We start from the raw sequence: 13613 nt of genomic DNA, 5'->3' as shown, positions 1-13613 counted from the left end.
TCCGTCAGGTGCGGCGGAACAACAGCATCAGGTTATTTGCAGGCATCGCGCGGCGTTCAGCGAAGGCGAGACCGGCATCGACGGCGGCTGCTTTTACGGCGTCGGTATCGCGAAGCCCCCACGCAGGATTACGGCTGCGCAGGCTGGCATCGAAGGCTAGATTGCTCTCCGCCGTCGGGGCATCGGGCTCAAAATAGGGGCCGTAAAGGATCAACGGCGCGCCGCGGGCAAGCAGCCGGACTGCGCCAGCGAGCAGGCCCGTCGTCGCCTCCCACGGGCTGATATGCACCATATTGATGCAGAGGATCGCATCGGCGCGGTCCAACGGCCATACATCGGACGCCGCATCGAGGGCGATCGGCGGAGCAATATTCGCCAGCCCGGCGTCAACGCGATAGGCCGCGATCGACGTCAGCCCGGCGGGGTCGGGATCGGTTGGTTGCCAATCCAGATCCGGAAAAGCAGCGGCGAAATGCACCGCATGTTCGCCCGATCCGCTCGCGACTTCCAGCACTGACCCGGTCGCAGGGAGCCAATCGCGCAGAACCGCAACGATCGCGTCGCGATTGCGCAGCGTTGCCGGTGCATGGCGCTTGTCACCCGGCGCGCCCTCCCCCGGCGTCCAGGGTTGCGGCGTCACTTGGTCGCCTGTGCCCGCGCGCGGCGTTCACGCACGATCAGCCAGCCGAACAAGCCCACCGGGCCGGCCATCAGCGTCAGAAACAGGAAGGGAAATTGCACGATGCGGCTGAAGCCCTTCTGATCGGCGTCGCGCGCGATCCACATGCCGGTAAAAAGGTCGAAGGCCAGGTAATGGATCCACCCCATCGTCGCGCCGCCCGGGCTGTCGAACAGCTTCATCACGCCCTTCAGCGTGGTGAAGTCCGCCCCGCTCGCTCCGCCGGGGTCGATGCCGCCGGTCAGGAAACCGACGATCAATATCGTATAGGCAAGGCAGAGCAGGAAGACGCCCGCATAGAGGATCGCCGCGAGGATTTTCGGGCTGCGCGGCAGAAAGGCGAGTGCGATCCAGCCCGCGAAAGCCCAGTAATTGGCCAACAGAAAGATATTGTCCCAGCTCATCGCGCGCTCCCCCGCCCTGTCAGATCAGTCCGCCGAGCCCGAACAGCACGACGCCCGCCAGCAAAGCAATGGCGCCGGTGACGGTGATCAGCAAGGTCATTCGCGCGGCCGACGCGCGGCGCGAGATGAAGAAGGCCGTCGCGAGGCCGAGCCCGATCGCGAAAAGCGGTGCGTAGACGAACGCCCAGTCATAGCTGAACTCGCGGCGAACCCGGACCATCTCCCATTGCTCGACGACAAGACCATAGGCAGTGATCGCGATCAGCCAGCCGAGAAGCGCGACGATCGCGAACAACGCACCGGCCGCGATGCACCCCGCGCCGGAGCGCGGCTGGGGACGTTCGGGGCCGGGCGCCGGTTCGGTCATCAGCCCTCCCAGGCGAGGACGGGCTTGCGTGCCGCGAGCGTCTCGTCGAGGCGCGCGCGCGGTGCGAAGTGCGGCGCGGTCTTCAGCGCCGGGTCGCCGTTCTTCGCGCGCATTGCGATGCTGCGGAGGGCGCCGATGAACTGGTCGAGCACGGCCTTGCTCTCGGTCTCGGTCGGCTCGACGAGCATCGCGCCATGGACGACGAGCGGGAAATAGACCGTCATCGGGTGATAGCCCTCGTCGATCAGCCCCTTGGCGATGTCGAGCGTCGAGAAACCCTCGGCGAGGCCTTTATCGCTGAACAGTGCTTCGTGCATGCACGGCCCCGAGCGGCCGAAGGGCGCGTCGAGCACATCCTCGAGGCTGCGCAGCACATAGTTCGCGTTGAGCACCGCATCTTCGGCAACCTGCTTGAGGCCGTCGGCTCCGTGGCTGAGGATATAGGTCAGCGCACGGGTGAACATGCCCATCTGACCGTGGAAGGCGGTCATGCGGCCGAAGGTCTGCGGATGATCCTCGCCCGCATTTTCCTCTTCGATCAGGCGGAAGCTGTCGCCTTGCCGGGTCACGAAAGGCAGGGGTGCGAAGGGCGCGAGCGCCTCGGACAGCACGACCGGACCCGAGCCAGGACCGCCGCCGCCGTGCGGGGTCGAGAAGGTCTTGTGCAGGTTGATATGCATAGCATCGACGCCAAGGTCGCCGGGGCGCACGCGCCCGACGATGGCGTTGAAGTTCGCGCCGTCGCAATAGACATAGCCGCCCGCAGCATGGACCGCATCCGAGATCGCCTTCATGTCGCGCTCGAACAGGCCGCAGGTGTTAGGGTTGGTGATCATCACCCCGGCGACGTCGGGGCCAAGGCGTGCCTTCAACGCTTCAAGGTTGACGCGGCCGGCCTCGGTCGCCGGGATATCCTCGACGGTAAAGCCCGCAAAGGCCGCAGTCGCGGGGTTGGTGCCGTGCGCGCTTTCGGGGACGAGGATGACACGGCGGTCTTCGCCGCGCGCCTCGAGCGCCGCCTTGATGCAGAGGATACCGCAGAGTTCGCCATGCGCGCCGGCCTTGGGCGACATCGCGACGCTGTGCATGCCGGTGAGCGTGATCAGCCATTCGGCGAGCTCGTGGATCACCGCATAGGCACCCTGCACCGTTTCCTGCGGCTGCAGCGGGTGGACGTCGGCAAAGCCGGGCATCCGCGCCACCTTTTCGTTGAGGCGCGGGTTATGCTTCATCGTGCAGCTACCGAGCGGGAAGAGACCGAGATCGATCGCATAATTCTGGCGGCTGAGGCGCGTATAGTGACGCACCGTTTCGGACTCGCTGAGGCCCGGCAGGCCGATGGGCGCGGTGCGCGCAAGGCCGCCGAGGTCAAAGGCAGGTGCCGTTTCGTCGAAATCGACCCCGGTCGTCTCGCTGCCGCCAATCTCGAAGATCAGCGGTTCTTCGAGCATCAGCGCGCGGTTTCCTGTAAAGGTGACATTGTCGTCGGCACCGCCGGCAACATTCATTTCGGGGCGCCAGCCGGCGCGGTTGAGCGCGGTCATGCCAGCACCTCCTTCAGGGCAGCGGCGAAGGCGGCGATATCCGCCTCGGTCACGGTTTCGGTCACGGCGACGACGAGGCCGTTTTCAAGGCCTTCATTGTCGGGATAGAGGCGGCCGAGCGAGACGCCGCCGAGGATATCCCGCTCCGCAAGCTTGTGGATCACCGGGCGTGCCGCGGTGGGAAGCAGCAGCGTGAATTCGTTGAAGAAGCTGTTGTTCAGCACCGACACGCCCGGCAGCTTCGCGAGTTCGGCGGCAGCAGCCTGCGCGCGGCCGTGATTGATCGCGGCGAGTTGACGAAGGCCCGCTTCACCGAGCAACGTCATATGGATGCTGAAGGCCAGCGCACAGAGCCCTGAATTGGTGCAGATATTGCTCGTCGCCTTTTCGCGGCGAATATGCTGTTCGCGCGTCGAGAGCGTCAGCACGAAACCGCGCTTGCCATTGGCGTCGACGGTTTCGCCGCACAGGCGACCCGGCATCTGGCGGACATATTTGGTCTTGCACGCGAACAAGCCGACATAGGGTCCGCCGAACTGCAGCCCGACACCAAGCGATTGGCCCTCACCCACGACGATATCCGCGCCCATTTCGCCCGGCGACTTGATGAGACCGAGCGCGACGGGTTCGGTCACGACCGCGATCAACAGCGCACCCGCCGCCTGGCAGGCCTCGGCCAGCTTCGTCATATCATCGATGCGGCCAAGGATATCGGGATATTGGACGACGACGCAGCTTGTGTCCTTGTCGATCGCCGAGGCCAGCGCCGCCCAGTCGGTCCCAGCCTCGAGACTGGGGTCGCCGTCGACGAGCGTATCGCCGGTATATTTCGCCATCGTGCGCGCAACGCTGCGATAATGCGGGTGAAGCCCGGTCGAGAGCAAGGCCTTGGCGCGCTTGGTGATGCGGCGCGCCATGACGATTGCTTCCCAGCACGCGGTCGAGCCGTCGTACATCGACGCATTGGCAACGTCGGTGCCGAGCAGCCGCGCGACCTGCGACTGGAATTCGAACAGCATCTGCAGCGTGCCCTGCGCGATTTCGGGCTGATAGGGCGTGTAGGCGGTCAGGAACTCGCCGCGCTGGATCAGATGATCGACGCTTGCCGGCACATGATGGCGATAGGCGCCGGCGCCGAGGAAAAAGGGTCCCTCGCCCGCGGCGCGGCTGCGGCGTGCGAGCGCGCCCATATGACGTTCGACCGCAAGCTCGCTCGCATGGTTCGGCAGGCCGGCGATCGGGCCGTCCAGTCGCGCTTCGGCGGGGACGTCGACGAACAGATCGTCGATCGACGACGCGCCAACGCTGGCGAGCATCGCCGCGCGATCATCGGAAGTCAGAGGGAGATAACGCATGAACTACTCCGGGGAAGAGGCTGGATTGACGGAATAAAGCCGGGCGGTGTCGGCAAGTGTGCCGGTGAAAACGGTCGGTCCCGCATGGGTCGTATGGACCCATGGCGCGAGCCAGATACGAAAGCCGGCGTCGCGGACGCGGCGGCAGAAGGCATAGTCGTCCGAGAGCAAAGCCTGGCTTTCGGGGTCGATGAGCGGGCAGAAGAAAGCAGTCTCGGTTTCGCCAACGCGGTGCGCCTGCCGCTCCGCCGGGTCGGGACGGAAGACCAGGTCGGGAAGAGATGTGCGCAGCCCCTCCAGCACCTCGCGGCGGATGAGCATCATCGCGGTGCCGAGCCGCGACAGCTCGACCAGATCGGTCAGCTTGAAATTCTGCTCGGGATGCAGAAAGTGCAGCGCAAATTCGCCAGCATAACGTGCAAGCTCGGCCGGATTCTCCTTCGCGAGGCCAAGCTCTGCCGCGCGCGCGACATTGCTCCAGTTGACCATTCGCCGCGGATAGGCCGCGCCGAGGACGCCGACTTCCGGGTTGGCGTCCATCGCGCGGACCATCGAGAATATGTCGTCGGGCGAAAAATCAATATCCGCATCGATGAACAACATATGCGTGCAGTCGCTGGCGAGGAACATCGCCGCCAGCATGTTTCGCGCGCGCGAGATCGACGGCTGATAGAGGATGAATTCGAACCGGACCGGCACGCCCATCGCCTGCGCGCGGAGCGCAAGATCGAGCGCCGCGCGGACATAAGTGCCCTGCGCGCCCTCATAGATGGGCGTCGCCACCATCAGGCGGCAATTGGCTGGCGCGGCGTCGGTCATCTTGTCCCTCCCCCTCCCGCCCGCGGGAGGGGCTATCGGTTACAGGCCAGGTTTACAGGGCGTCGCAGAAGACCTTGTACGCAGCAGCGTCCATCAGGCCGTCGAGCTGGCTCTTGTCGCCGAGTGTCATGCGGAAGAACCAGCCTTCGCCTTCGGGATCCGAATTGACGAGCGAGGGATCTTCCTCGAGCTGGCCATTGCCTTCGGTCACGGTGCCGTCGACCGGCGCATAGACGTCGCTTGCCGCCTTCACCGACTCAACGACCGCGGCATCGCCGCCCTTGCTGAGTTCGGCGCCGGTGTCGGGAACTTCGACGAACACGATGTCGCCAAGCTGGCCCTGCGCGAAGTCGGTAATGCCGACGGTCGCGACATCGCCGTCGACATCGATCCACTCATGCTCTTCGGTAAAATAACGCGGCATCACTCAACCTCCTGTTTTACGAACATATCGATGCGGAACGAACGGCATCGCCGCGACCGTGCAATGGACGAGCTTGCCGCGCACCTCGGCGGCAACCGCGGTTCCGGGCACGGCATGGTCGCGCGGGACATAGCCCATCGCGATGGGCGCGCCGACGCTGGGGGCAAAGCCGCCCGACGTCACGACGCCGATCTCATCCTCGCCGTCGAAAAGCTTGGCACCCTCGCGCACCGGAAGCTTGCCGTCGACGAGCAGGCCGACGCGTTTGCGCGGTGGGCCATCCTCAAGATGACCGAGAATGCGCGCGGCGCCGGGAAAATTCTCTTCTTCGCGGCGGCGTTTGCTCACCGCAAAGCCAAGGTCGGCTTCGGCGGGATCGGTCGCGGGAGTCAGGTCGTGGCCGTAGAGCGGCAGGCCGGCTTCGAGCCGCAGCGAGTCGCGGGCGCCGAGACCTATCGGCTTCACTTCCTCCATTGCGCAGAGCGCATCGGCGAAGGCTTCAAGCGCTTCGTTCGGGAGCGAAATCTCGAAGCCATCTTCACCGGTATAGCCCGAGCGGCTGAGCGCGATCGCATGGCCCTGCCAGATTGTACGCGCCGCCTGCATGAAAACGAGATTTGCGGCCTCGGGGACCAACCGCGCGAGCGCATCGACTGCCTTTGGCCCTTGCAGCGCGAGGAGGCCATAATCCTCATTATGGTTGAGCGTGATGTCGTCGGGCAGATTTTCGCGGAGGTGGCCGATATCTTCCCATTTGACCGCGCCGTTGACGACGATGCCGAACTGGTCGCCTTCGTTGGTGATCATCAGATCGTCCAGAATGCCGCCATCTTCATCGAGCAGCAGCGAATAGCGCATCCGGCCGGGCTTGAGCCCCGAGATGTCGCCCGGAACAAGTGCCTCCAGCGCCTCGGCAACGCGATCGCCCGACAGCGATAGCTGGCCCATATGGCTTACGTCGAACAGGCCGGCGCTTTCGCGCGTCCAGAGATGTTCGGCCATAATGCCTTCATATTGGATCGGCATCCAGTAGCCGGCGAATTCGACCATTCGGCCGCCCTTCGCCCGGTGCCAGCCGTCGAGCGGCAGGGTGGCTGTTTCGATCGGAACTTCTTCATCTTCGCGCATGTCGCACTCCCGTCGTCGTTGACACGGCAAGGCGCGGCCCGGTGCCGCCCTGTTGCCATGCCCCCTCTGTCACGGGAACCTGAGAGTTTTCCTCCATATATTATGGAGTTACCCCTTCGGTGGTTCCGGCAATGAACAGCCGGAACGCTTTCCAGAGTGTCCGTTCCAGCCTGCGCGGTCCTGCTGACCTGAGAGTTTCCGGGGCGGTTGCTCCTTCGGTGGTGGGGTTTCCCCCACGCTCTCCCGCGCGGCCGGTCGAATCTCTTGCGAGGCCCGACAGACGTTGCGAGCCTTGGCGCTGCCCCTTTAAGGAGTCAATCGGCGAGCGCGCGGATTTCGTCGTTTTCGTGGATATGCACGCCCGAACCATCCTGCGCGGCAAGCGCCACGATCGCGGCGGCGACGCAATTGCCCGAAATCGAACGGTAGCGGCGGAAGCTGCCGTGCAGCAATGCGTCGGTGAACGGCGCGGCGATCGTCGCCAGCCCCTCGCCCAGACGCTGCGGCCCCGGCCGATCGCCGCGGAGCAGGCCCGGACGGATCAGGTCGAGCCGCGCGAAGCCGAGCGCTGCGAGATCATCCTCGGTCTCACCCTTGGTGCGGAGATAGAAGTTGGCGCTCTTCGCCGCGGCGCCGACCGAGCTGACCGCGATCATGTGCGGCGTGCCGCCCGCCCTTGCTCCGCGTGCGGCAACGAGGACAAGGTCGTGATCGACGGCACGGAATGCCTCTTGCGAGCCCGCGACCCGGATCGTCGTGCCGAGACAGGAAATGAGAAGCTTCGGTTTTTCGGCGGCGATGACATCGCCCCAGCGTTCTGATGGAGCAATAAGTGCCTTGTGCTGCAGTGCCAGCCCCTCCACCTCGCGTCGGGCCAGGACAGTGAGGGGCGCCGATCCGAAGCGTTCGATCACCGCGCGTCCGACGAGCCCCGTCGCGCCGACGATCAGCGCGTCAGGCATGCGCGAGAGCCTGTGGCACGGCGTCGCGCCCAAAGATTTCGGCATAGCGGTCGATGGCGAAGCGGTCGGTCATGCCGGCGATATAATCACCGATATGCCGGTTTGTCGCGCATTCTTCGCAGGGCAGACGCCCGGACCAGTCCTCGCCCATCAGTCGCGGGTCGCCAGCATAAGCGATGAAGAGGTCGCCGACGACCTTGTTCGCGGCCTCGGCGGCGGCGAGTTGTTCGGGATGGTGATAGAGGTTCGTGTACATGAACCGCTTGAGTTCGCGTTCCTGCACCGCGAGTTCGGGCGAAAAGCCGCCGAGCATCTGGCCTGCGGCGCGCACCTCTTCGACGCTCGCGACCCCGGCTGCGGCGACATTGGCGGCCGTCGCGGCGATCACGTCGTTGACCATCACGCCGATCTGGTCGCGGACGAGCTCGCGTAACAAACGGTCGCGCGGGGCGCCGGGGAAACGATCCTCCACTGCGCGGTAATTGGCGGCAACGAAGGGTTGCTCCATCAGCTGGTCGAGATCGAGCAGCCCGGCGCGCAGGCCATCGTCGATATCGTGATTGTCATAGGCGATATCGTCGGCGATCGCCGCAATCTGTGCCTCAAGGCTCGCGTGGCTTTCAAGTTCGAGCCCGAAATCGGCGTCAATCTCGGCAAGTGCCCAGCCGGGGTTCCTGACGGGGCCATTATGCTTGGCGAGCCCTTCGAGCGTTTCCCACGTCAGGTTGAGGCCGTCGAAGCGCGGATAAGGGCATTCGAGTCGCGCGAGCGTGCGCAGCGTATGGCCGTTATGGTCGAAACCGCCATGGCCGGCCATCGCCGCCTTCAACGCATCCTCGCCCGCATGGCCGAAAGGCGGATGACCGATGTCGTGCGCAAGACACAGCGCCTCGGTCAGATCTTCGTTGAGCCCGAGCGCGCGGGCGATGCCGCGGCCGATCTGCGCAACCTCGATGCTGTGGGTCAGGCGGACGCGATAATGGTCGCCGTCGGGGGCGACGAACACCTGCGTCTTGTGACGCAGGCGCCGGAAGGCGATCGAATGGATGATGCGGTCGCGGTCGCGCTGAAAGTCGTCGCGCGGGCCGCGGACGACGCGGCCAAGCTCCGCATGACGGCGCCCGCGGCTGGATGCGGGGTCGCTGGCGCAGGCTGCTACGCTCACTTGACCGGATCGACGGACTGGCCCGCCTCGCTGTTGAAAAGGAAGCCGTCGCCGCCGGCCTTTTTATAGTCGGCCAGCCAGTCCTGCGCCGCCTTGCGGTCCTTGAACGGGCCGACGAGCAGGCGGCGGGTCTTGCCCCATTCGGTCGTGGCGCCCGACTTGCCCTTGAACACTGCCGGGCTCTTTTTGGCGAACTTGCCAAAGTCGGTTGCAAGAGCCTTGGCATTTGCGCCGGTCGCGACCTGGATCCAGATGCGCGCGGGATTGGCCTTTTTCTCTGCGGCTTCTTCCTTTGCCTTGGCATCGGCCTCGGCCTTGGCTTTCGCGGCGGCCGCGTCTTTTTCGCGCTTCACCGCCTCGGCGGCTTCGGCCTTGCGCTTGTCATCCATCAATTTGGCGAGCGTGTCGGCGCCAACCGCATTTCCCGATTGCGCGAGTTCCTCGGCCGGAATCTCGATCGACCCGACGATATCGGCGAGCGAGGCGAGCGGCGCGGCCGAAGCGGGTGCCGGTGTAACGGTTGCCGCGGGTGCAATTGTGCTGGAAGGTGCCGACGCCGTAGCTTGGGGAACAGCGGCCGTCGAACGGCCCATTTCCGAGATTGAAAAGCCCGGACCGATCGGCCCCTTGTCGGCTTCGACGCTGGCGCCGATGGGCGCGGATGCCGCAGCCATCGCCGTGGGAACCGATGCTGGCGTTGCCGATTGCGACTGCGCCGCGACGGGTGCGGGCGATGATTCGACGGGCTGGCGAATGGTCTGCCGAAACGGCGACTGCAGCACGGGCGCACCCGTCGCCGGAGCGGCGGCCGGAGCGGACGTCGCTGGTGCCGCGGCCGACGGTGTCGCCGAAGCGGGCGGCGTCGCCACAGACGCAGATGCAAGTTTCCGCGGGGCTGGCGCGGGCGTCGGGGTCGAAGCGACAGACGTGCTCGGCTGGCGCTTGTCGCTGATCGGAGTGCGCTTCGCGGCCGGAGCCGCAGCCGGAAGGACCGGAGCAGGCGCCGCCGCGGCGACCTGTACCGGCTTGCGCTTGGGCCCGAGCTGACCATTCGGGAAACGACCGAAATGCGCGGCAGCCGCCTGCTGCGCGGGATTGAGCCGGTCCATCTGCGTCAGATAGGGCTGAATATTCTGCGCCATCGCGGGCGGCATCGTTGCATTGAGAATCTCGGTCGCTTCCTTGTCGCGCCCGTTCATTGCGAGGATCATCGCGCGCAGGCGCCATGCCCCGCGGTCCTGCGCCCGCAATTGCGGCGTGAGCAGTTGGATCGCGCGGTCGGCATCGCCGCTGATCCCGAGCGAGAGCGCATAGCGCCGCGTCAGTTCATCGTTCGGCGCGATCGACAGCGCGAGTTGATAGTCGCGCTGCGCCGCGTCCTGCTGGCCGAGAAGATCGCGCGCCAGACCGCGGTCGGCAAGGAACAAGCGTTCGGGCGCACCGAGCAACTGCGCCTCGCCGAAATAGTCGAGTGCGCGCGTCGGATTTTCGGAATGAACCATCGCCGAACCGAGCGCCGCCTTGACCGCGCCGTCGCGCGGGCTGGCCTGTTCGGCGCGGACGAGGAAACCGAGCGCGGCGCGATAATCCTCCAGCTCTATCGACGCACGGCCGGCGTCGAGCAGCGCGGAAGTGTCGCTGTTGTTCGAACCGATGCGGGCAAGCGCCGACGACAGGAGCGCGCGCGCGGTACTGCGCTTTTCCATCGCGGCCTTCGTCGCCGCATCGGGCGGCGTCACCTGTGCATATGCGGACGACAAAGCCGCCGTCCCAAGCAACAGCGCACCGAGCGCGCGAACATAATGATGCGCGCGCACCGGCTTCGCCGTCAATTTCACTTGCCGCATGGGCACAATCATCCCGATCTCCGGCCTGCCGTGCCCGGCGGGCGGCCGCGCGACAGCCCTGTTACTGGTTGTTCTGGCGTCCGAGGAAGCGCGGGATATCGACCCCGTCTTCCTTGCCGCCATCTTCGCTTTCGGGGGCGGAAGCCCCGCGCGAGAGACGCGACATCCGTTCGAACAAGGTGCCGCCGCCAACGGAGCGAGCCGGCGATTCGGCGGGAGCTTCGGCAGCAGTCGACGGGCGATATTCGGCCGGCGCTTCGGGCGCTTCGAGTATCAGCTCGTCGGCGGTATCGTCATAGGTCGCGGCGACCTGCGACAACTCCATCGGCTCTTCTTCGGCCGCTGCAGGCGCAGGTTCAGCGGTATCGCCGAGCGAGAAACCGGGCGCCGGGTCATTGTCCTGGCTGATTGGCGCTTCGACGACGGGCTCTTCCTGAACCACCGGCTCAACGACCTCTTCGGCAACCGGCGCAGGCGTCGCTGCGCGTGCCGGAGCGAAGGAGAAGCTGCGCGTCGCGGGTGCGGCCTGCGCCGCTTCGCCCGTGCCATCGATGCCGGTCGCGACGACCGAGACGCGGATCTTGCCGTCGAGGTTGTCGTTGAAGGCGCTGCCCCAGATGATGTTCGCGTCGGGATCGACCAGTTCGCGAATATGGTTCGCGGCCTCGTCGACTTCCATCAGGCGCATGTCTTCACCGCCGGTGATCGAGATGATGACGCCCTTCGCGCCCGCCATCGACACGCCGTCGAGCAGCGGATTGGCGATCGCTTTCTGAGCAGCTTCAAGCGCGCGGCCGTCGCCTTCGGCTTCGCCGGTGCCCATCATCGCCTTGCCCATCTCACGCATCACGCTGCGCACGTCGGCGAAGTCGAGGTTGATGAGGCCGGGCATGACCATCAGGTCGGTGATACCGCGCACGCCCTGTTGAAGCACTTCGTCGGCCATCGTGAACGCTTCCTTGAAGGTCGTGTTCGGATTGGCGACGAGGAAGAGATTCTGGTTCGGGATGACGATCAGGGTGTCGACATGATCCTGAAGCTCGGCAATGCCGGCCTCGGCCGAGCGCATGCGACGATTGCCTTCGAACGTGAAGGGCTTGGTCACGACGCCGACGGTCAGAATGCCACGGTCGCGCGCCGCCTTGGCGATCACCGGTGCCGCACCGGTGCCGGTGCCGCCGCCCATGCCCGCCGCAACGAAGCACATATGCGCACCGTTCAGCGCCTCTTCGACCTGCGCGATGCTTTCCTCGGCGGCTGCGCGTCCGACCTCGGGCCGCGAACCTGCGCCCAGCCCCTGGGTGATCTGCGTCCCCAGCTGGATGCGCCGTTCGGCCGGCGAAGCGTTCAGCGCCTGCGCATCGGTGTTGGCGACGACGAAATCGACACCCTCGACGCGCGCTGCGATCATGTTTGCGATGGCATTGCCGCCCGCGCCGCCGACGCCGATCACCGCGATGCGCGGCTTCAGCTCATCGACCTGCGGCGGGCCAATATTGATGCTCATCAAATAGTCTCCCTGCAGCGGCGGACAGGTGCCGCTTCCCCAACCTTGCGACCCGACCGGGCGGTAGTCCGACCGTCCGGTTTTCTGTTACCGCATTGCACTATTGTGACGTGGGAATCACCCAAAAAATTAACCTTTTCGACGCGTATCATTCAAAAACTGCTTTTCAGTGCCGCCATGAGGCGGTGGAGGATCGAAGTCCCCGCCGGCTTGTACACATCCTGTGCCATCATCGGCAGGTCGCGAAGATCGACGGGGTCCGATGCGGCATAGAGAACCAGACCCGCGAGCGTCGCGAAAGCGGGGCCACTATGCGCATCGGGCAGGCCGTGCAAGCCGCGCGGCCGCCCGACGCGCGCCGCACGCCCGAGCGCACTTTGCGTGTAGTCGGCGATGCCTTTCAGGTCGGCGCCGCCGCCGACGAGAACCACCTGACGGCCGATCGGGCCGACGAAATGCAGGTCCTTCAGCGTCCGGCCGATCTCGCCCATCATCGCATCGAGCCGCTGGCGGATCACCGTGACAAGCTGAGCGCGCGTGATGCGCGGGGAATCGCTGCCCGACGGGGCGCCGGGTTCGAGTTCGATGATCTCGTTATTATCGCGCGGACTGGCCGAAGCCGAACCGTAGAAGCTTTGCAGCCGCTGTGCCTGGCTGCGGCGAATGCCGAAGGCCGAGGCGATATCATCGGTGATGTCGCTCGCGCCGAAGGGCAGCGACACCATCTCGACGAGCATGCCGCCCGCGTAGAGCGACACCGTCGTAACCGCGGCGCCGAGTTCGACCAGCGCAACGCCGAGGTCGCGTTCCTCGTCGGACAGGCAGGCGAGCCCTGCAGCGATCGGCGACGCCACGACCGCGTTGACGTCGAGATGCGCCTGCCGCACCGCGGCTTCGAGGTTTCGTACCGGCGCACCGTCGGCCATGATGATGTGAATATCGACGCCGAGGCGATCGGCGTGGAGACCGATCGGGTTCTTGACCCCGGTGAGGCCGTCGAGCGTGTAGAGCGCGGGCTGCGCATGCAGGATCATGCGGCCCTCGGGATCGATGCCCGCGCGGCCTGCGGCGAGGAGGTCGTCGATATCTTCCTGCTCGATGCGGTGGCCGCCGAGTTCGCTTTCGATCGGCGCGACGTCGCTGAGCAGCCCGCCCGCCGAGAAACTGACCCAGACGTCGTCGATATTGAGCCCAGCGATGCGTTCGGCCTGTTCGATCGCCTCACGCACGATATGCTCGGTCTGTTCCATGTCGGCGACATAGCCACGCTGGACGCCACGGCTTTCGCGCTGGCCGGTGCCGAGCACATGGAGTTGGCCGTCGGCGGTCTGTCCCGCGATCAGCGCGCAGACTTTCCACGACCCGACATCGAGCGCGGTGATGATCTTTTCGATGCGCGGCGGCGCCATCGC

Annotated in this window: 13 protein-coding genes and 2 riboswitches; all 13 genes read right to left on the bottom strand. The window is 65.6% G+C overall.

From position 1 onward, the window contains the following. Positions 1–4: 4 nt before the first annotated feature. Entirely contained in the window at positions 5–640 is a 636-nt protein-coding gene (locus SC1_RS05620; RefSeq protein ID WP_062178700.1) for a DUF938 domain-containing protein, read from the bottom strand. Further along, positions 637–1083, bottom strand: coding sequence for an ABA4-like family protein (locus SC1_RS05615; protein ID WP_062178697.1), 447 nt, complete (start codon positions 1081–1083; stop codon positions 637–639). Before SC1_RS05615 ends, SC1_RS05620 begins: the two co-directional genes overlap by 4 nt. Before the next feature lie 19 nt (positions 1084–1102). Further along, positions 1103–1450 carry a hypothetical protein gene (locus SC1_RS05610; protein WP_062178694.1) on the bottom strand — a complete coding sequence of 116 codons (348 nt, stop codon included), beginning with the start codon at positions 1448–1450 and terminating at the stop codon, positions 1103–1105. Next, positions 1450–2958, bottom strand: a complete 1509-nt coding sequence (gene gcvPB, locus SC1_RS05605) for an aminomethyl-transferring glycine dehydrogenase subunit GcvPB (RefSeq protein ID WP_083435897.1) — start codon at positions 2956–2958, stop codon at positions 1450–1452. The genes SC1_RS05610 and gcvPB overlap by 1 nt, the downstream gene beginning before the upstream one ends. Positions 2959–2990: 32 nt before the next feature. After that, positions 2991–4349 (bottom strand): aminomethyl-transferring glycine dehydrogenase subunit GcvPA, encoded by a 1359-nt coding sequence (gene gcvPA / locus SC1_RS05600; RefSeq protein WP_062178687.1) that lies wholly within the window; start codon positions 4347–4349, stop codon positions 2991–2993. A gap of 3 nt (positions 4350–4352) precedes the next feature. Beyond that, entirely contained in the window at positions 4353–5168 is an 816-nt protein-coding gene (locus tag SC1_RS05595; protein WP_062178684.1) for a glycosyltransferase, read from the bottom strand. A 52-nt stretch (positions 5169–5220) separates the two neighbouring features. After that, complete coding sequence (gene gcvH, locus SC1_RS05590) at positions 5221–5592, bottom strand: glycine cleavage system protein GcvH (protein WP_062178681.1); 372 nt, start codon at positions 5590–5592, stop codon at positions 5221–5223. Positions 5593–5595: 3 nt separating this feature from the next. Continuing rightward, complete coding sequence (gcvT, locus tag SC1_RS05585) at positions 5596–6720, bottom strand: glycine cleavage system aminomethyltransferase GcvT (protein ID WP_083435696.1); 1125 nt, start codon at positions 6718–6720, stop codon at positions 5596–5598. Between the two features lie 56 nt (positions 6721–6776). Continuing rightward, positions 6777–6885, bottom strand: a riboswitch (glycine riboswitch). After that, a riboswitch (glycine riboswitch) is annotated at positions 6886–6976 on the bottom strand. Between the two features lie 58 nt (positions 6977–7034). Beyond that, positions 7035–7682: an NAD-dependent dehydratase gene (locus SC1_RS05580; protein WP_062178678.1), complete on the bottom strand. Its 648-nt coding sequence runs from the start codon at positions 7680–7682 to the stop codon at positions 7035–7037. After that, the gene (locus SC1_RS05575; protein ID WP_062178675.1) at positions 7675–8847 is read right to left on the bottom strand and encodes a deoxyguanosinetriphosphate triphosphohydrolase; all 1173 of its coding nucleotides are present in this window, start codon (positions 8845–8847) and stop codon (positions 7675–7677) included. Before SC1_RS05575 ends, SC1_RS05580 begins: the two co-directional genes overlap by 8 nt. Continuing rightward, positions 8844–10694 carry a tetratricopeptide repeat protein gene (locus SC1_RS05570; protein ID WP_062183641.1) on the bottom strand — a complete coding sequence of 617 codons (1851 nt, stop codon included), beginning with the start codon at positions 10692–10694 and terminating at the stop codon, positions 8844–8846. The genes SC1_RS05575 and SC1_RS05570 overlap by 4 nt, the downstream gene beginning before the upstream one ends. Positions 10695–10755: 61 nt before the next feature. Beyond that, complete coding sequence (gene ftsZ, locus SC1_RS05565) at positions 10756–12201, bottom strand: cell division protein FtsZ (protein WP_062178672.1); 1446 nt, start codon at positions 12199–12201, stop codon at positions 10756–10758. 152 nt (positions 12202–12353) lie between these two features. After that, the gene (ftsA, locus tag SC1_RS05560; RefSeq protein WP_062178669.1) at positions 12354–13610 is read right to left on the bottom strand and encodes a cell division protein FtsA; all 1257 of its coding nucleotides are present in this window, start codon (positions 13608–13610) and stop codon (positions 12354–12356) included. Positions 13611–13613: the final 3 nt, after the last annotated feature.

The sequence above is a fragment of the Sphingopyxis sp. C-1 genome (assembly GCF_001047015.1).
GTDB lineage: Bacteria > Pseudomonadota > Alphaproteobacteria > Sphingomonadales > Sphingomonadaceae > Sphingopyxis.
The sequence above is the reverse complement of the archived record's forward strand: the minus strand, read 5'-3'. Positions and strand labels throughout refer to the sequence as shown.